This window comes from Streptomyces paradoxus (assembly GCF_014202475.1).
GTDB classification, from domain to species: domain Bacteria; phylum Actinomycetota; class Actinomycetes; order Streptomycetales; family Streptomycetaceae; genus Streptomyces; species Streptomyces paradoxus.
This window is the reverse complement of record NZ_JACHGV010000015.1, coordinates 43,147-60,849: the sequence shown is the minus strand read 5'-3', so window position 1 is coordinate 60,849 and position 17,703 is coordinate 43,147. Positions and strand designations below refer to the sequence as shown.

Below are 17,703 nucleotides of genomic sequence, written 5' to 3'. Positions count from 1 at the left end.
GAGTGGGGGTCAGTCGTTGAAGAAGCCCGGCTTGGGCGTCCTCTCGCGCCGGTTGGAGCGGATGTCGTCCAGCGCGCCATAGAGCTTGGAGTGGGTGCGCTTGGTCTCGTAGGTGAGGTCGGCGGTCTCCTGCGCGGTGTCGTGCAGCTTCTTGACCTGTTTACCGGCGCCGGCGAGGGCGACGCCTACGTTGCTGGTCAGCTCCACGAACTTCGGGTCGAGTTCGGCGTTGGCGACATCGCGGGCCGCGTCCTCGGCACGCTTGCGGTTCTTCGCGACGTTGCGCACGAGTTCCTCCAGGCCGAGCCCGGCGTCGTCAAGTGCGCGGTGGAGGGTGTCGAGCTTGGCCTGGACGGCCTTGTAGCGGTTGTCGCCGTCGGCCGGCGCGAGCACTGCGCCATTGGGGCGGGGTGCGAGATCACTGCTCATCAGCGGTTTCCTCCCTCGTCTTAGTCGTGGTGGGCGGCGGCCGAGGTGTACTTCAGGCCTGCGTCTTCCTTCGCGGCCATGTCCTCGCCGTAGATGCGGGCGACCATCGCGGCCGCGAGCTTGGCCGCCTCCAGCGCCAGACCGCACTCGGAGGCACATCGCTCCGCCTGCAGTTTCATGCGGGCCGCAGCGTCGGCCAGGTCCGAGATCAGCTCAGTGACCTCGGTGCTGACGTTGTGGTCGCCGATCAGGTCGGCGGCCATGTCCCGCAGGGCGTCAGCAACCTCGTCGAGAGCCTCCCCGAGGGCTTCGGCCCGCTCCTGGTCGGACGCGGCCTGAATGGCGATGTTCGCCATCTCCACCAGGTACTCGCCGAACGTGATGTCCGTACGGTGCTGGGCTCCGAGGCCGCCCGCGCCGGACGTCCTGCTGACCTTCGAACTGCTCACGCTGCTCCCTTCCATGCTGGTCGGCTGACTGGTGCCGGGCCGTGCGGTGTGCCGCTCCGGCGCGGGCGGCAGGCCCCGCACGCCGGTCGTCATGGCCGCGGGCCCGTCAGGGACGATGTCCGCGTCGACGATGTCGTCCTCGCCCTTGCTGTCAGTGCGCGGCGAGCGAGCCGGCCGGCCGGGCCACTCAACCGTCGGCGTGGAGTCCTCCTCCCCGAACGGGCTGTCCGCCGGACGGCCACGCCGACCGGCACGCCCCGTACGACCACGCTCTGCGCGCCCGGTCCGGCCAGTGCGGCGAGTACGTCCACGCCGTCCGGCCCGGCCCGTGCCGCCGGTGCGCCGACGCCGGAACCGGCGCCGCTTCTTCGCGCCGTCAGAGGCTCCGTCACCGGCCGTGGAGTCGGTGCCCGGTGCATCACCTGCCTTGCCGTCCTTCGCGGCGCTGGAGGCCCCGTCAGGGCCGTCCTTGGCGGACTTCCCGTCCTTGCCGTCGGTGCTCTTGCCGTCGTCGGTGCCCTTGCCCTTGGAGTCCTTGTCCTTGGCCAGACTCACCTTCTCGGTGCCGGCCTTCGCGGCCTTCGCGTCGGCGCGGCGCTTGTCGAAGCGGCGCTGGGCTTCCTCACCGACGGCCTGACCCAGCGTGGTGCGGCCCGAGTCGGCCGACGCCGCGGCTTCCTGCTTCGCCTTCCGTGCCTTCGTCCGCTCCGCCTTCTTGGCCCGGCGGTCCTCCCATTCCTTCTGCCGGTTGGCGCGGGCCTGGTCGCGGTCCTTGGTTCGGTCCGCAACGCCGGCGGCGTGCCCGGCGCTGCGCCTCTCCTGTCGTCCGGCCTGCCGGGCCCCGGCGCGCTCCTGGCGGCCGCGGGCCCGCTCGGCACGAGCGCTGGACGCCGGGCCGCTGCTGTCGCCCTTCGAGTGGCCGCCCCGGCCGGAGCTGCCAGAGCCCGTCTGAGAGCCCTTCGACCCCCCGGACGAACCGCTGCGCCCAGGACCGGATGCACGGCCGCCAGAGCCCGTCTGGGAGCCCTTCGTGCCGCCCTTGCCGCCTCCGCTGCCCCCTGCCGACCCCGACCCCGAACGCCCGCCGGGGGCGCCGGTGTTGGAGCCACGTGACCCGGGCCCTTTGGAGCCGGGACCCGAGTTGTTGCGGGACGGTCCGCCGCCGCTGCCGCCTCCGCCTCGCGAGGACCCGCCCCCGCCGCCGGCCTTCGAGCGGCCCTTGTCCGAGCCCAGGCCGGAGCCGGACGCTTTCGTGCGTGCCGCCGCTTTGTCGCCCTTCGCTTTCATCATCGCGGCGTGGAGCTTTCCGTTCTGCTCCATCATCGCGACTTCTTGCGCGGTGCGACCCTCCAGCAGCGCGGCCTTCCGTGCTATTTCAGCCTCACGGAAAGGCGCTTCGCTTTCATGGTTGGCCCGCGCCATTTCCAGGCGAAATTCCAGCCAGTCACCGAGACGGTCAGCGAGAGAACGAGGCTGCTCGTATTCTCCTTCCTCGTATTCGCCGTCATCTTCGCTGATTTCCGGTGCCGTAATTCCTTCAGAGCGCAGGGCCGCTGACGGGTCCGGGGATGCCGGAATGCTCGGCAGTTCCATCGTCGTTTCTTCCGGCGACTCCGGCGGCGCTGGGGGAATGTCTTCCGGTGGCGGAATGGTGTCGCCGTAATCCGGGATCGGTGGTGGCACGTACGTGGAATCACCGCTCCAGGGGCCCTGGACCAGGGTCCCTGTGCCGTCCTCATCGGACACAGTGCGCCTCCCTCCTGGGACTTGACAGAGCGTGAGGTCTTGTGTGCACGCGTGTGCACGTGCACGTGTGCACGCTTTACGCGCGCGAGGCCCTGCCGGAGCCCGGCGGGGCCTTCGCTGGTGACGTTCAGTTACGCGGGGGGTGCTTCGCCACGACCTGCTCCGCGTACTGCAGCAGGTCGTTCCAGATCCGTCCGTTGCCCTCCACCCGCTGGTCCAGCGCCGTGATGAACAGGCGGCAGATCAACGCGAATCCGGAGTAGACGTCGCCGCGACCGGCTTTGACGTCTTTGGCCATTCGAGATCGTGCCAGGCGGAGCCAGAATTCCATCAGCCCTGCCTCGCCGCGAGATTCACGGGCTTTCTTCGCCTCTTCCTTCAGCCAATTCTGGCGTCGCTGGGCGGAGCGTTCGGCGCTGCTGAGGGGGCGGTTCACGCCGACTCCCGACCGAGGTCGTAAATCGACGTGGGACCACTGTACCCGGAATTCTGGATCTGCGTGCCCTGCTGGCTGGGTGCCGTCTGGAGGGTCGGTGGGTTCTTCTTCCGCTGCTTTTCCAGCTCCTTTTCCTTCCTGCCCCTGGCCGTATTCACAACGGCCTCGTCGTGGGTGCGGCGCTTATAGGCGCTCTTTTCCAGGCCCTCGGTGAGGTTGTTCAGGTTCTTGAGCACGTTCCCGAGGGCCTTCTCGACGGGCATCGCGCGCAGCCTGGCGTGGTACCAGCGGTCGCCCTCCACGTGCGTCTTGCGCAGGTGAACGCGGGTCTCGATCGCGAGGATCTCCAGGTTCTTGCCGATGTCCAGCAGGACCCGCTGAACGTCGGCCAGGTACCGGGCGGTTGCCTCCGGGCTCTGCGCGATGTCGCGCAGAGGTGCGTAATTCGGGTCGTTGTTGCTGTTCACGGCGGGGATTCCCTCCTGGTGTACTGGTGGGGCTGTCGACTGCTTCCGGCAGTCGCAGCGAGGGCCAGCCCACTTCCGATGGGCTGGCCCTCACTGGTGTGTGCCGGACGGTGGATCAGCGCAGGTGCTTGTCCGCGTCCTCGGGACGCAGCAGGCCGGCCTCCTTCAGCAGCCGGACTGCGCGGGACTGGTTGACGCTGAGTTTGGTGCGGGCCTGGTAGATGGTGACGAAGCCGTCCTCGTCTCGCGGCAGGTTGTGTACGAGCGGCAGGAGTTCAGCGTCCGTCCGTACAGGCGTACCGGGACGGTCCGCACCCGTCGTACCGCTGGTTCCGGTTGCAGGAGAGGACACAGCGGCCGTACCTGTACGGGCCTCCGGAACACCGTTACCGCTGGACTGTGTACGGACGCTGACCGTGCCGGTGCGCGCCTGTACGGCCGCGCTGGCCGTACCGGTACGTCCCGCAGCCGCTGTACCTGTACGCCGCGCCTCGTCGGGAGCGGTGTGTACGCCGTCTGTACGGTCGCTGTACGGCCTGGTCACCGCAGCTTCGGACCCGTCATCGTGCGGCGGGTGCGAGGCGGGGCGTACAGGGTCCGTACCGTCCCGTCCGACGCCCATTTCCTCCGGTTGGACCGCGCTACGAGCGGTGTGCAGGTCGGGGCTGACGGCCCCTGTACGGCTGGACGGCATGCCGTCCGTTCCGTCTGCACGCCGGTGCGTACCTGTACGGGCGGGCGTTCCGTTTCCGCTGTCCGTACCGGTACGGCCGCCCGTAGCGGCCGTACTGCCGTGCCCGTTCGTACCGTCGTCGTGCATGAGCGTGTGGACCCGCCAGATCACGGCCACGAAGATCAGCACGACGAACGTGGTCAGCTGCCACGGTGCCGACTGGCCTTCCTTGACGATGTGGGCCTGCTCGGACAGGTGGTACGTCACGTTCGCCGACGCCATCAGCAGCAGCGCGTAAGGGATGTCTTTCTTGGCGCGGAAGGCGGTGACGCAGTAGACGTCGATGCTGACCGGCAGCAGCGGGGCGACGTACTGGTTGATGCCGACCATGCGGGCCAGCTCGTACTCGCCGGAGGCGGCGAGCCCTACGCCGGCGGCGAGCGCGATCCACGGTGCGGTCTTCCACGCCTTGCGGCTGAGGTTCTGCTGCCAGCCGCGGAAGCGGGAGTTGGCCCGCTTCGCCTCGCGGGCCTCCTCGAGCAGCCGGCGGGCGCGGGCCTCATCGGCCTGTGCTCGGTCGGTGATGCCCTTGGCCCTGCGCTGCGCCTCCGTGGTGATGCGGCTCGCTTCCTTCTGGGCGGCCTCCCGCAGCTGCACCGCGACGGTCTTGGCTTCCTCCCGCAGCCGCTCGCGCTGCTTGTCGCACGCCGCCTTGAGCCCGGCGAGTTCGTCGGCGAGGGCCTTGCGCTTGGTCGCGGCCTCCGTGTCGAACTGGTCGGTGAGCTCGCGCAGCTTCTCGCGCAGCTCGGTGCGGGCCTGCTCCGCCTCGGTGTGCGCGGCGGCGACATGGCTGTCGGCCTCGCGGCGCCGGTCGTCGGCGGCCTTGACCGCGTCCGCGTACAGCGCCTCCGCCTCCGCCCGGCGGCCGTCGTACCGTTCGGCCGCCGTCGCCGCGAGCTGGGCGAACCGCTCGCGGGCCTGGTCGACCTCTCGCTGCGCCGAGGCCACCAGTTCGTCGGCCTGCTCCTGGGCGCGGGTGAGGATCTGGCCGGCCTCGATGCGGCGCTGGTCGACCAGCGCCGCGATCTCGGTGAGGTCGGCTTCGGCCAGGCGCCGCAGCTCGGCAACCGCCGTGGCCGTGGCCGCGCGGTCGGTCGCCGCCAGCTCGGTCAGGTCGGTGACCTGAGCGCGGGCCTCCGCCACCAGGGCCTCGGCACGGTCGCGGGCCTCCCCCAGGAGCCGGTCGGCCTCACCGCGCGCCGCCTCCAGGTCGTCCTGCGCCGCCTTGCGCTGGGCGGTGGCCTCCTGGTCGGCGTCGGCGGTGATGCCCGCGGCGCGGGTCTGCGCCTCGGTCAGCAGCGCGGTGACCTGCTCGTGGGTGTCGGCGACGGTGCGGGCCGCCTGGCCCTCGGCTTCCGCCTGGAGGGCGGCGGCCTGCTCGCGCGCGGTGTCGATGATGTCGGCGGCCCGGTCCCGGGCGTCCGCGACCAGCGCCAGCGTCTCCAGGTTCAGGTCCGTCTCCCCGGCCGGGGCCGGGTCGGCGGCGGGAGTGGTGGAGGCGGTGGGCTGCGGAGCCGGGCGGGGTGCCGACTTCTTGCGGGCGGTGGGCCTCTTCCGGGTTCCTTTGGCGGCCACGCCGCCTCCTTTCGGATCGGGTGCCGCCCGTCAGGGGCGGCGGTCAGGTGTGTCGGGTGTCAGTGGTGCGCGGCGTCCGCAGGGCCGTAGCGGCGGGCGTAGGCGGCGCCGGTCAGCAGCAGGGCGCGGACCTGGTCGACGGTTCGGCCCGGCACCTTGTCCCACAGCCGCGGCTCAGCCGCGCTGGCACCGGTGTGGGCGCAGATGACCAGCTCCAGCACCTTGATGACCACGCCGTTCAGGTCGACAGGGCCGGCCAGCACCTCCCACAGGCCGAACGCACCCGGCTCCCAGCCCTCCCGGTCCAGCAGTCCCAGGGCGGCTTCCAGGTGCATGGCGGCCTGCGTGCCGGTGATGGGCTCACCGCTGGGGCCATGCCACATCCGCGGGCCCGTGTACCAGAGCGCTTCCAGCTCCGTGGCCCGGGTCAGCAAGGCCTCGTTCTGCGCCTCCAGCGCGGCGGAGGCGGTGATCGACGGGGTCATGGGGTTCCTCTCCGTCAGTGGTCCGGACTGTCCGGCTCCCAGTCACCGCCCGAGCCGGCCGCCAGGGTGTCGGCGGTCGGCGCGGGCGGTTCAGGCAGCCGTCAGGCCACAGCCGCGACGGGGCGGTGCGGGGCGACGACCCCGCCATCGGGGAGCAGCTCGCCGGTGTCCTCAAAGAGCAGGACGCCGTTGCACAGCAGGCTCCAGCCCTGCTCCGGGTGGCTGGCCACGACGTGCGCGGCCTCCCGGTCCGGGCTGTCGGCGGACGGGCACTTCGGCGTGTGGGTGCACAGCGAGTCCGGCAGCCGAGTGGTGCCGGTGACGGTCGGGGTGGTGCGGTCCATGAGCTCTCCCGGGGAGGAAGGGAGCCCGAGGCTTTCCCGGGCTGGGGACGTGTGAAAGGCCGGCCGCCCGTCGTGTGGGCGGCCGGTCGATGGCAGTGCAGCGGGGCGGGCCAGGAGTTGGCCGCCGGTCCCGTCCAGCGGTCAGGTGTTGGCGCGCTTGCGGGCGGCGCGGCGCCTCATCCGGCGCCGCTCGTCCTCGTCGGTGCCGCCCCACACGCCCTGCTCCTGGCCGCTCTCCATGGCCCAGTGCAGGCAGCGCTCCATGACCGGGCAGCGGCGGCAGACGGCCTTGGCCTCCTCGATCTGCAGCAGGGCAGGCCCGGTGTTGCCGATCGGGAAGAAGAGCTCGGGGTCCTCCTCACGGCACACCGCGTTATGCCGCCAGTCGACGCCGGCCTCGGAGGCGGGCTTGTGGGCAGCGGACAGACCGACGATGTTCTGGACGTTCTTCATGGAGCCCTCCGTTGAATTCGCATACTCGGGCAGCCCCAGGAACGGGGAGTCCCTGGGGCTCTTAGGGGGATGGGGAGCGGGCGGGCGGTGATCTCCGGCGCCGCCGGATGCGAGGGGCTGCGCCCGAAGGAGCTGACCTTCCTCGTGCCTGCCCACCCGTACGGCAGCGGTGCTACTCAGCGCGGCTGACGAGGCACCTGATCATCTTGGTGAAGGACGGCTCCGTCGACGGCTCGACGGACCAGCGGTCGGTGAGCGCGTCGAGGATGCCCAGGCCCCGGCCCGACTCCGCCTCGGCACTGTCCAGCGCGGCATCACCGCGGTTCGGCTGCCCAGGGACGGTGTCGTGGACGATCACCTCGATACCCGGCGAGCCGACCGGCGCGGCGTGCACCTCGACGACCAGCGGAACCGCCTTGCCCGAGTCGCTCGCCCGAACCGCGTTGCCCATCAGCTCGGACACCACCAGCTCGGCGGACTCGGCAAGGCCCTGGTCGGTGCCATACGTCGCAGGCACCGAGCGGGTCAGCGCGCGGACACCGCTGACGGCCTCGCGGGACGCCGTCAGGTCAGCGCGGAAGCCACGCTCGTACTCGTGCACCACCAGGTCCGGCACCGGATCGGGAAGAGACGGCCTTTCGTCCACGGCCACGGCGTGCAGGGTGCCGGTGCCGTAGACGGTGGCAGTCACCGCCTCCCACCCCGCTGGTCGTTCTCCCTGGCGCGGCGCAGCGCCTCGTCCTCCTGGCTCGGGTTCCCGTCCCCCTGGGCACTGATCGGCCCGCGGGATGTCATCATGTTCTCCAACAAGGTCGTGTTCCTCTCGCGATGAACGACAAGCGACCGACAACGGCCCCGGGGTGCATCCCGGGGCCGTTCTCGCTTTCGGTTTTCTCGAGCTGGGGTGGCCTTCCCTGGCGGAGGCCACCCCAGCAGGGCTGCTGACCTGAAGAGATCCTGCTGCCCCCTGCCATCGCCGCTCGTCGTGCGGGCGGCGATCACAGGTAACGCAGGTCGCACCTTGCGCGGGGGCCAGACGAGGAGGCTCTCGCGGCGCCCACGGAGCTCCAGGTCAGAGCGAGACGTGGACCGGTTCCAGCGGGACGCTGGTGTGGTTGTTCGGAGAGTCGGTGCCCACGGGGCGCTGCGCACGCTCACGGTCAGTACGTCGGACGGCGGGCCCCACACGACGCCAGTCCGACGCCCGCCTGCGGGCGTGGCGACGCTCGCGGCCGCGCTCCCAGGTCTGCTCTTCCCGCTGTTCGCGGATCTGCTTCCGGGTCATGTCCTCGCGGGTTTGTTCCGTCCACGCCTTCCGCTCGGCCAACTCGTAGCCCAGCGGGCAGAACTGGCCCCGCCGGCAGTCGTCGCAAACGACACGGTGACGGGCGACCGCGCGCAGAGCACGCTCTAACGCCGCCAACCCCGCCCGGCCCGCCTCCCGTTGAGCCAGAACCACGGGCATCCGGCACTTCTTGCCACCAGAGCAGACCTTGCAGTCGACCTGGTGACGGGCGATCGCCTGCCGCGCACGCTCAAGCGGCGACGACTGGACGGTGCGAAACATGCGGTGGACCGGCTGCCCCGCTGGCGGGACCGGCTTGCTGAACTGCTGCTTACTCCGCCGCGCCCCGGCTTCAAGGTCGCCCTCGACGAGGGCGGCACCCCACTCCTCGACGGTCATGTCGAAGACGATGCGCCGCGCGCTTCCCGAGCACCGCTTCCCGGGCTCCGGGTAGTGCGGAGTCAGGAGACTGCGCTGGATCGAGTGCCAGGCCTGGCACTCCGGGCAACGGAGCGTCGGAACCTCGCCTTTGCGGAGGTTGACGTGCTGCGGCTTGATGTCGGTGAGCCGGTACGGGGGCAGCTTGCTGACGCGCAAGACGGGCTCCTTGGTGGGGGAGTGACTGGGCTGCGTTCCCTGCCAACCAGGAGCCGTACCGCGGAAGCCCGCTGGTCGGATCGTGGCGGACAGGCAGCGCAACTGCTGTCTGGGCTGCCCTGCTCAAACCCGTCGGGGGACATCGTGTCGACCCTGAGGGTCGGTCACCCCGGCGCCGCGTGTAAGCGACGGTGAGCAGGCTGCGTTGTTCGGTTGTCGTCCTAACGGTCGTGCAGCCATGTGATCCGCAAGCGGAACGCGATGGCACCCCTGAAAGCTAACTCGCACTTTGAGTGCGAGTCAACGGCAAACGAAAGTTTTCCTGCTATCTAGCACGAACACTGTTCGTGTGAGAATGTGCCCCATGACGACTCTTCAGGAGGAGCAGTGACAAGCGGATACGCACTCGTCGTGCGCTTCACCACCCGTGACGCCGGTGCCGCTCAGGCTTTCGACGCCCTTGTGGCTCGCACGCTTGAAGGCATCCGCAAGGAGCCGGGCACCCTCGTGTACGTGAGTCACATTCCTGAGGGTGAACCTCTGGTGCGTGTGTTCTACGAGCTCTACGCCGATGAGGCGGCCTTCCAGGCGCACGAGGATCAGTCCCACACACGCGCGATGCTGCGCGAGCGCGAGCAGTACCTCAGCTCCACTGAGGTGACGTTCCTGAGTGAGCAGGCGGGGAAGCGTCCGGCCCCACTGGAGGCTCCATGAAGCCCACGGGGAAGGAGGTAGCCCCTGAAGACCGAGCCTTCGGTCAACATGTTCAGCGGCTCCGCAAGCAGCGCGGCCTGACCCAGCAGCAGCTGGCCGTCCTCGTGCAGAGGACAGCCAGCTGGATGTCTCAGGTCGAACGGGGAGTGCAACCCGTCGAGCGATTCGATGTGCTCCAAGAGCTTGCCGATGCACTGGGCGTGTCCGTGCAGCAGCTTCGACCAGGGGCTCCTCTGCCGAGCGACTCTCAGCCGAAGACACCCCCTTTCGAGAAGGCAAACGACCTTGACGAAGCGCGTCGGCTCATCTCTGGCCATCCTGCGGTGGGTACTCTCCTCGGCGCGATGAGATCAAGGCCTACAAGGTCATTGACGGAGCTCGTCCGCGAAGTGGATGACGTGTGGACGCTGACGCATGACGGTCGCTTCGCCGAGGTCAGCGCCAAACTAACCGATCTGTTGCCTGACTTGGAGCAGACCGTACGGCTCGCTGAGGCGGGTGAGCGCGATACGGCCCACCTTCTACTGGCGCGCACGTACCAGGCTCTTGCAGCGGCCTTCGTACGGCAGGATGAGGCCGACGCTGCATGGGTGGCCGCGGACCGAGCCATCTGGGCTGCCGAGAAGTCCAACGACCCGCTACACGTATGCGCTGGCGTCTTCCGGATGGTTCAGGCTTTCGTTCGCTTGAAGCGACTGGGACAAGCAGAACATGCAGCTCAGACTTCGATCGACGCACTCACCACCCTCGATCGGAATGAGGAACTGTCGGTGGAGGGCATGTCGGTACTCGGCTCCCTGCACCTCGCACTCGCGTTGACTTACGCACGGGGGCAGCAACGCGCCGAGGCACGAGCTCAGATCGACAAAGCCCGCTCCTTGGCGGACCGGCTCGGCGGCGACCGAAACGATTTCGATCTCGAGTTCGGCCGCACGAATGTCGCCATCCAGGCAGTGTCCACCGCGGTGGACCTCGGCGACGCGGGTGAAGCTCTTGATCTTGGCAGTGAGATCGACGCATCCTCCTTGTCTCCCGAGCGCCAGGGAAGGCTGCTCATGGACCTGGGGCGAGCCCACGCGCAGCGGCGACACACCGGAGAAGCCCTGAACTGCTTGCTGCGTGCTGAAGAGCTCGTACCGGAAACCATCCGCACGCACGTCGCGGCTCGCAAGGCGATTCGTGAACTGGTCCTCATCGAAGGGGCCGGCGCACTACCTGAGCTGATGGCCTTGGCGGAAAGGGCAGATGCCCTTGAGTGACGATGCACTGTGCGCCTGGACTCTCATCAGCTCTCGCGCTTGAGACGCTGCATGTCGCCTCAAGCGCGAGGGATCGGAGCACGCTCCGTACTGGCGGACCGTCAAGCGCCGTTTCAGCACTGACGACACGAGTGGTACCAGGGTGTCGCCACTTGATACCGGAGGGGTAGCGTATGCCCCGGACATCAAACATATGGAAAAGGCAAGGGTCCGCGAGTGACAGCTCGCGGACCCTGTGGGACCTCAGGAGTTGGCGCTCCGGATCCCGCGCCGCAGACCTATCCAGGGAAGGTCTCGACGAGATGCAGGGTACCCGTACCCTCCGACAGGCACACACCAAGGCACCCGCCGTGGCAGCGATGGCTCGTACGTCGCTCCGGCTGGGTGCCTTCTTTGTCTTCCTGCGCCGATCCGGCTGCGGGTGCACCTCTGCCCCGGAAGGGGGCGAGATGTCGTAGTCGTTTGCGGCGGCGCCCGTTGAACGGGTCTTCGAGCCGCCGGGACGCCCGGCCACCCAGGTGATTAGCGGTCACCTCGGCTACGGCGTCCCATCTGCCACCGGGTGGGCTTAGCGGGCCCTCCCGAAGGACCTGTCCTTCCGGTTAGCAGCCGGTCGAACAGTTCGATCTTGGTTCCAGACGAACCAGCGCCAAAGGCGCTTTTTTCATGCCCTCCTCCCTGAAGAAGAGAGGCACGACTATGTTGCAGCATCACGCTGCCCTTTGTCAGCCCATCCATGCCCGGTTGGCGCATTTTGCGCCGTCTATCCGGTCACAGTTGCCGCTTCGGTTGGCCACTTTGCCGTGCCAGCGGACCGGTGCCGCCGCCCGTGCGCGGTTCGCCGGGGTGTCCAAGTGAGCGCCGTGGCGATGCCCGCCGCCCGCCGACGGTCGTCGCGACGCCGCTGGCTGCACTCGGTGCCGGAGATGGCGGGGCCGGCTGCGAAGCGCGGTGCGGGGCATTCCCTGGCGCTCGGCCAGGATGCTCGTTCCCGCTCGGCGACCGCCGTACGGACGCTGCTGGACAGTCCGGGCCTTGCGGAGGCGTCGGACCCGGTGCGGCTGGCAGTCGTTGTGCTGGCTTCCCGTACGCCGTCCGAGACCGGTGTGGTGGAGATCCGCGCTCGTGAGCTGGGCCGGTGGCTGGGGCTGTCGGTGTCCAGGGTTCGGCATGCGGTCGTGCCGGGCCTGCGTCGTTCCGGTGTGGTGGATGTCGACACGCTGACGGGGGAGTTCGGCGAGGACTGGGGTCTGACTTGCCGGGTGCTTCCGATGTGGGAGGCCCAGAACAAGGTCGGGCATCCGTTGCGGTTGACGAAGCCGGAGCTCGCCACCCTGCTGCGGCTGATGGAGGCCCTGATGGCGCCGGGCTGGGCACACCGGGACGGGCGGGTGACGCCAGCCGGGCTGCTGGGTGCCCGTACGGGGCATGGTGCTGCGACGGACCGGCTCGCTTTGCTGCTGCTGGTGCTGGAGGCGGGGGAGACGGGGCGGGTGCGGCTGTGCGGTGGCAGGGTCGACAAGCGTTACGGCCGACCGGTAGCGACTTTGGCCCGGCTGCTGGGGCGCTCGCTGTCGCAGGCAGAGCGGGTGTTGGAGAGGCTGGAGGGCGCAGGGCTGGTGGAGCGCCCGCGGCGGCAGACCGTGTCCGGCCTGCGGCAGGCGGCGCGGCTGGTAGTGCCGGCGGTTGCGGCAGCGCACGGCGGCCGCCAGGGAAGCGCGGATGCTGCTGGTGGCCTCGTTGGAGACCTCGCAGGTACGGCATGGCCTAGTGAGGACTCCCTGGCATCGACGAAACCGCAGGTCAGCGAGGCCTGTGAGGCCTACGGGACTGACGAGGGAGACCTCGCGACTACGGCATCCCTTCACGCTGATCACTCTTCTGTGGCTGGTGTGTCTACTGAAGTTGCTGATGGTCTTGGGTTTTCCGGCTATGCCGATCCGGGGTCCTGTGGTCGGCCGGAGAACGCGTACGCGCACGAGGGCCAGGCTGCGGACGCTGCAGATGCCTCGTCCCAGCGGGCGATCGGTGGCGATGGCCCGCTGCGCGGGGAAAACCAGGGAGAGTGCCCAGGTGGGGGATTGCCGACGGAGGGTTCGGGGAGCCGTTCGCGGCTGACAGTCGTGGGTCGTGCTCATGGACAGCAGCAACAACAGCAGCGGGTTGCCGACCTTGGCGATCTTCGTTTGCAGGTCGCTTTGGCTCCGGTGGCTTACCTGTGGAGGCAGCTCCGTCGCGGCCAGCAGGCCGTCGCCGTTCGCGCTGCTGAGCAAGCCCTTGGGGCCCTGTCCGGGATCGTGGAGCCGAAGGCAGCACCGTGCGTGCTCGCGGCCCGGCTCACCGACCGGCTGAAGGAAGTCGGGGGCGAGGCCCTGGTACGCGATCCGATGGGCTGGCTGCTCGGTCGGGGCCTGGTCCAGCGCCCTGCCTGCCCAGACCTGAGGTGCGACGACGGCATCCGCCTGGACACCGGCACCGACTGCCCGACCTGCGGAAACATCGTCCACACGCGGCGCGCGCTGCGGGCCCGGGTTGCGGCCGGGGTCGAGGCCGAAATGCAGTACAGCGATCCGGCCGCGCGCCGTACCGAGGCCGAGCGGCGTCTGCGCGAGGAAACCGCCCTCGAGGAGCAGCGGGCGCAGGTCCGCCGTGCCCGGGCCGAGCGTGAGGTTGAGCAACGTCAGCAGGCGATCGCGCGGCGCCGTGCCCTCGAGGAAGATGCGGAGCTGGCCCGGAGGCAAGCTCCGTGTGCGGACTGCGGGCTGCCCGGATCCGCTGGCCTGTGCCCGGTGTGCTCCTACCGGCGGCGCACTGAGGAGCTCGTGCGGGAGGCGGTCGACCTGGCGGTCGCCGTGCGGGCTGACCTCCTGGACGCGGCCGCGGTCGACGAGCTCACCCAGCAGTGCGAGGCGGACACCCGTACCCTCCTGGCCGTGGCGTGCGAGCGAGCCTGCGGTCCGGACGCCGATCCGGCTTGGGCAGCGTTCACTGCGCCGCAGGTGGCGCAGCAGATCCGGGACGAGCGGCGCGCGGCCGCGCTGCGTCGGCTGCTCGGGTCGCCGGAGGCGGTGGCGGAGGCCGACGCGGCGTACGAGGCGTGCCTTCGGCGCCGGGGCCGAGGCCGTGGCGCCGAGGCTGCTGCAGACGAGGCCGCGGACGCGGCGGGCCGCCGTACCGCCGAATTCCTCCTGCGCCAGCGCCTGGGCGAACTGCACGCTGCCCGCCAGCGCGCGACTGCGGCACCTTCCCCCGCGGACAGGGTGTCGGTGGATGCGGCCTAACCGTGGTGGCTCTTGGGAGACCTGCGACGGTGATGTCGGTCCACAGCACGGTGGCGCGGTCGCTGTCGCGTCGCTACCGGCAAATCCCGGAGCGCTTGACGGTCCTGCGGCCCTATCGTCTCAGCCATGGATTCAGAGCAGTTGAGAAGTTCATCTCAAAGATGGATGAATGCGGCGCTGGCGGCCTTTGTCGAGGGTCCTGAGAGCTACGACTTCGCCGTTCACCACGCCGGCGTCGCGACAGAGCACCTGCTCAAGGCCTACCTCGCTGGAATCCACCCGGCTCTGATCGTCGACGGCCGGCACTTCGACTCGTTGCTCCATGCCACAGGCCTGGGCTCCCACGCAGCTCCTCTGACCAAGGTCAAGACCATCGGCCTCGCTGAAGCCCATGAGCGGGTTCTGAGGCTGCTTCCCAGGAAGAACCCGATCGACAAGAAGGCCCTCGAGCCCCTGGCGGACGCCCGCAATGGGGTTGCCCACAGCGCGATACACGACTCGGCACAGGCTGAAGCGGTATTCACGGTTTGCTTGCGCCTCGTAGACCCGGTTCTCGGAGAACTGAAAGTCGATCCGAACGGCTACTGGGGCCCTTACCGCGTGCTGCACGACAAGCTGGTCGATGAGCAGGTGCGACAAGAGCGCGTCGCGGCGGAAGCTCTGCTGGTCAAGGCACGCTCACTGTTCGAGCAGCGCTTCGGGCATATGTCCCGCAAAGAGCGTGATGTGGTTTTGGCCGCGATCACCAGCCAGCCGATGATCACCATGAGCCGGGAAGCGCCGAAACAGTGCCCGGCCTGCGGTTCTCAGGGGTGGGTGGCTGGTCTAGTGAACGTCCCGGGCGTCGCCGGCCAGGAAGGGGTCTACCTCGTTCCTTACGGATTCCACTGCGCGGCATGCGACCTCGAAGTGAGCAGCAAACTTCTCTTTCACCTGGGCGACCTGGACGAGGACGTTCTCTTGGACGACGACCCCTACGACTACGTCGGGGACGAACCGCCGGTCGACGAAGACGTCTACAGAGGCCGATGAGCCAGCTCTCCTCAAACGCCCGCTCCGCCTGCCTCGGCCGTCCTCGAGTAATCGAATCCACGACGTGGGACCCACGACGGGCATCAACTGGCGTACTGCGTGGGCAAGATGAGCGCATGACCTTCGACTGGAAGATTCCCCCGTGGCAGCGGAACGAGGACTGTACACACATGGCCGTCATGCTCACCAGCGCCGGTGGTGAGCAAGTCGCCCTCACCACGGAAAGCGTCCGTGGTGACAACGCCACCGAGGCCCTCGCCGACCTGCTCATGGGGCCAGGCGGCGCAGGCGGCGCGGTGCTGCTGCCCAGCCTCATCGCCGTGGTGGTCCGGCGCGGCATCGACGTCATGTGGATGGCCCAGCCGCCGATCCACGTGGCGGCAGTAGGCGACGGTGAGTGGAACATCGCCGTCGAAGGCGCGGACAAGGACGACGTGACCGCGTTCTCTGCGAAGGACACGCGTGACCTGTTCGCCCGGCTGCAGGCTGCCTACAGCGCCGGGTAGACCGGTCGCCTCAGAGACGTCCTTGGGCTCGCGTCCGCGATTCGCGGACGCGAGCCCGTTCCATGAGCCTCGCCAGCCCCGAACGGTTGATCCCCTTGGACAGCGCGTGAGCAGCTGGACGGCCGGAACCCTGAGGACTGCCGGGTGGCGGCAGGTTCGGGCCGGACTCGCTGGCACGCGATCGGTTCCCCCTGATCGGCGATGGGACCTGTCAGGAGGGGTCATACTGAAGCCGTGACCGTGCACCCTGCCGCCGCTTCCCGCTGGGCTCATGTGGCCGAGCGTCTGCCCGCACGCCTCGACGAACTGTCCGGACCCGCGACCGGGACGGTCGAGCTGCCGTTGCATCTGGCGTGGTCGGGGCTGAGGAGCTTCGAGGTGAGCGACGAGAAGCTGCTGCTGGGCCTGTACCGCATCGTGCTCACGAACGGCCTGCGCGAGGACCTCACCAGCTACCTCAACGCCGAACTGCTCGTGAGGCACTGGCCGCGGCTGCGGATCGCCTTGGGCAAGCCGGTGCGCACGTGCTGGGAGCAGCGGTTTCCCGAGCTGGTGGCGGCCGCCGCTGCGGCATGAGACTTCCAGACCTGCACCGGCGCCTGCTCAGTGACGCCCTGGACAGCGGTCATGCCTACCGGCTGGTGCTGGCCGGCGGCTATGCCATCCAGGCTCACGAACTGGTCAGCCGCACCAGCCAGGACCTGGACCTGGCCACCGACGCACCGGCGGGCATGAACGAGATCACCAGCGCCGTTGCTGCCGGCCTTGAGGACAAGGGCTGGGTGATCCGCATCGTCGAGGTCGCCCCGCGCATGGCCCGTCTGCTCGCCACCGACGCGACAACCGGCGCGTCCTGCGAGCTGGACATCCTCAAAGAGATCTTCCACAGGCCTCCCACGCAGACGGATGCCGGGCCCACGCTGTCCCAGGACGACGCCGTGGGATTGAAGGTCCGTGCCCTGCACGACCGCGGCTTCCCCCGCGACGTCATCGACGTCTTCAGCGCCCGCGAGCTTTACACCATCGGGGAACTCGAGCGCCTGGGTGCGCAGCACGACGAGGAGTTCGACCTGGAGGAACTGCACGGCCGGCTCGAAGCGGTCGACTTCACCTCCGACCGTGAGTACGCCGCGTATGACATGAGCCCCGTCCATATCGTTGAACTGCGCGCCTGGGTCCGGCACTGGCTCGACGACCTCGGGCTGCGTCTTGCCGAGCCGTACGCCGAGGACGAGGACCAGGACGGCGACTGACCCGGCCGTTACTGAGTGTCGTGCAGGCGGTGCTGGCGTGCGGTGACGAGGGTGCGCCAGCGGGTCCGGACGGTGGGTTCATCGTCGAGCCAGCGTATGGCGGGCCCGGCGGGTTGGGGCAGGTCGCCCATGGCGGACCATGCCCGCCTCCAGCAGGGCGACGAGCAGTGGCGAGCCAAGTACGGAACCCGCGCGGGCATCGAGGGAACCATCCACCAGGCCGTCGCGGTCACCGGGATAAGACGGGCCCGCTACCTCGGTCTCCAAAAGACCCACCTGCAGCACGTCTTCTCCGCCGTTGCACTCAACCTCATCCGCCTTGATGCCTGGTGGAACGGCCACCCGCTCGACCGCACCCGCGTCAGCCACCTTGCCCGCCTCGACCTCTCCCTCGCCGCGTGACCAAACAAGCCGGCAATATCGTCACCAGCCGCAAACGGCGTTCCTCGTGAACATCCTGCACCCCGTCCGGGGGTGGAGAGCCTTACTGCTGCGGCGGGTGGCGCCCGGCGGGAACGATTGGCACCGGCGCCGATGCGAGCCCGAGTGGCCGACCTCCTCACCCCGGCCGACCGGAACGGCCTTACCTCGCTGCCTGGTCCCACATGCGCCTCGACGGCGATGTGAATCTCGACATCGGGGTCGCCTGAAACTGGGCG

At 69.2% G+C, this 17,703-nt stretch carries 18 protein-coding genes; 8 read left to right on the top strand and 10 right to left on the bottom strand.

Features of this window, described 5'->3' with window-relative positions; all coding sequences use genetic code 11:
• Positions 1-9 precede the first annotated feature (9 nt).
• The 10 genes from HNR57_RS34310 to HNR57_RS34265 all read right to left on the bottom strand — a co-directional run bounded on the left by HNR57_RS34310 (position 10) and on the right by HNR57_RS34265 (position 8,999).
• Positions 10-429: a conjugal transfer protein TraB gene (locus tag HNR57_RS34310; RefSeq protein WP_184566429.1), complete on the bottom strand. Its 420-nt coding sequence runs from the start codon at positions 427-429 to the stop codon at positions 10-12.
• Positions 430-449: 20 nt separating this feature from the next.
• Positions 450-2,201: an ATP/GTP-binding protein gene (locus tag HNR57_RS34305; RefSeq protein ID WP_184566609.1), complete on the bottom strand. Its 1,752-nt coding sequence runs from the start codon at positions 2,199-2,201 to the stop codon at positions 450-452.
• A gap of 550 nt (positions 2,202-2,751) precedes the next feature.
• Entirely contained in the window at positions 2,752-3,060 is a 309-nt protein-coding gene (locus HNR57_RS34300) for a hypothetical protein (RefSeq protein ID WP_184566427.1), read from the bottom strand.
• On the bottom strand, positions 3,057-3,527 hold the full coding sequence (locus HNR57_RS34295; RefSeq protein ID WP_184566425.1) for a hypothetical protein: 471 nt from the start codon (positions 3,525-3,527) through the stop codon (positions 3,057-3,059). Before HNR57_RS34295 ends, HNR57_RS34300 begins: the two co-directional genes overlap by 4 nt.
• A gap of 115 nt (positions 3,528-3,642) precedes the next feature.
• A complete protein-coding gene (locus tag HNR57_RS34290; protein ID WP_184566424.1) occupies positions 3,643-5,835 on the bottom strand; it encodes a dermokine domain-containing protein in 2,193 nt (730 codons plus the stop codon).
• Between the two features lie 59 nt (positions 5,836-5,894).
• A complete protein-coding gene (locus tag HNR57_RS34285; protein ID WP_184566422.1) occupies positions 5,895-6,320 on the bottom strand; it encodes a hypothetical protein in 426 nt (141 codons plus the stop codon).
• Positions 6,321-6,421: 101 nt separating this feature from the next.
• Positions 6,422-6,613 (bottom strand): DUF5999 family protein, encoded by a 192-nt coding sequence (locus HNR57_RS34280; protein ID WP_281403937.1) that lies wholly within the window; start codon positions 6,611-6,613, stop codon positions 6,422-6,424.
• 192 nt (positions 6,614-6,805) lie between these two features.
• Complete coding sequence (locus tag HNR57_RS34275; RefSeq protein WP_184566418.1) at positions 6,806-7,117, bottom strand: WhiB family transcriptional regulator; 312 nt, start codon at positions 7,115-7,117, stop codon at positions 6,806-6,808.
• A gap of 172 nt (positions 7,118-7,289) precedes the next feature.
• A complete protein-coding gene (locus HNR57_RS34270) occupies positions 7,290-7,808 on the bottom strand; it encodes an ATP-binding protein (RefSeq protein ID WP_184566416.1) in 519 nt (172 codons plus the stop codon).
• Between the two features lie 381 nt (positions 7,809-8,189).
• Complete coding sequence (locus HNR57_RS34265; RefSeq protein ID WP_184566413.1) at positions 8,190-8,999, bottom strand: hypothetical protein; 810 nt, start codon at positions 8,997-8,999, stop codon at positions 8,190-8,192.
• 411 nt (positions 9,000-9,410) lie between these two features.
• On the opposite strand from HNR57_RS34265, the gene HNR57_RS34260 reads away from it, so the two are divergent.
• From HNR57_RS34260 to HNR57_RS34225, 8 genes are all read left to right on the top strand, one after another.
• The gene (locus HNR57_RS34260) at positions 9,411-9,713 is read left to right on the top strand and encodes a putative quinol monooxygenase (protein ID WP_376772323.1); all 303 of its coding nucleotides are present in this window, start codon (positions 9,411-9,413) and stop codon (positions 9,711-9,713) included.
• Entirely contained in the window at positions 9,710-10,972 is a 1,263-nt protein-coding gene (locus HNR57_RS34255) for a helix-turn-helix domain-containing protein (RefSeq protein ID WP_184566410.1), read from the top strand. The genes HNR57_RS34260 and HNR57_RS34255 overlap by 4 nt, the downstream gene beginning before the upstream one ends.
• 854 nt (positions 10,973-11,826) lie before the next feature.
• The gene (locus tag HNR57_RS34250; protein WP_184566408.1) at positions 11,827-14,253 is read left to right on the top strand and encodes a hypothetical protein; all 2,427 of its coding nucleotides are present in this window, start codon (positions 11,827-11,829) and stop codon (positions 14,251-14,253) included.
• 126 nt (positions 14,254-14,379) lie between these two features.
• Entirely contained in the window at positions 14,380-15,285 is a 906-nt protein-coding gene (locus HNR57_RS34245; RefSeq protein ID WP_246555221.1) for a hypothetical protein, read from the top strand.
• Between the two features lie 116 nt (positions 15,286-15,401).
• A complete protein-coding gene (locus HNR57_RS34240) occupies positions 15,402-15,791 on the top strand; it encodes a hypothetical protein (protein ID WP_184566406.1) in 390 nt (129 codons plus the stop codon).
• Positions 15,792-16,025: 234 nt separating this feature from the next.
• Complete coding sequence (locus tag HNR57_RS34235) at positions 16,026-16,367, top strand: hypothetical protein (protein ID WP_313675557.1); 342 nt, start codon at positions 16,026-16,028, stop codon at positions 16,365-16,367.
• Positions 16,364-17,044 carry a nucleotidyl transferase AbiEii/AbiGii toxin family protein gene (locus HNR57_RS34230; protein WP_184566404.1) on the top strand — a complete coding sequence of 227 codons (681 nt, stop codon included), beginning with the start codon at positions 16,364-16,366 and terminating at the stop codon, positions 17,042-17,044. The genes HNR57_RS34235 and HNR57_RS34230 overlap by 4 nt, the downstream gene beginning before the upstream one ends.
• A gap of 129 nt (positions 17,045-17,173) precedes the next feature.
• The gene (locus HNR57_RS34225; RefSeq protein ID WP_376772322.1) at positions 17,174-17,446 is read left to right on the top strand and encodes a transposase; all 273 of its coding nucleotides are present in this window, start codon (positions 17,174-17,176) and stop codon (positions 17,444-17,446) included.
• Positions 17,447-17,703: the final 257 nt, after the last annotated feature.

Bases quoted from the DNA above. Each gene is read 5' to 3' on its own strand.
- HNR57_RS34240 (WP_184566406.1), top strand. From the start codon at position 15,402: ATGACCTTCGACTGGAAGATTCCCCCGTGGCAGCGGAACGAGGACTGT.
- HNR57_RS34255 (WP_184566410.1), top strand. From the start codon at position 9,710: ATGAAGCCCACGGGGAAGGAGGTAGCCCCTGAAGACCGAGCCTTCGGT.
- HNR57_RS34310 (WP_184566429.1), bottom strand. From the start codon at position 429: ATGAGCAGTGATCTCGCACCCCGCCCCAATGGCGCAGTGCTCGCGCCG.
- HNR57_RS34285 (WP_184566422.1), bottom strand. From the start codon at position 6,320: ATGACCCCGTCGATCACCGCCTCCGCCGCGCTGGAGGCGCAGAACGAG.
- HNR57_RS34245 (WP_246555221.1), top strand. From the start codon at position 14,380: ATGGATTCAGAGCAGTTGAGAAGTTCATCTCAAAGATGGATGAATGCG.
- HNR57_RS34230 (WP_184566404.1), top strand. From the start codon at position 16,364: ATGAGACTTCCAGACCTGCACCGGCGCCTGCTCAGTGACGCCCTGGAC.
- HNR57_RS34225 (WP_376772322.1), top strand. From the start codon at position 17,174: ATGGCGGACCATGCCCGCCTCCAGCAGGGCGACGAGCAGTGGCGAGCC.
- HNR57_RS34305 (WP_184566609.1), bottom strand. From the start codon at position 2,201: ATGATGGAGCAGAACGGAAAGCTCCACGCCGCGATGATGAAAGCGAAG.
- HNR57_RS34275 (WP_184566418.1), bottom strand. From the start codon at position 7,117: ATGAAGAACGTCCAGAACATCGTCGGTCTGTCCGCTGCCCACAAGCCC.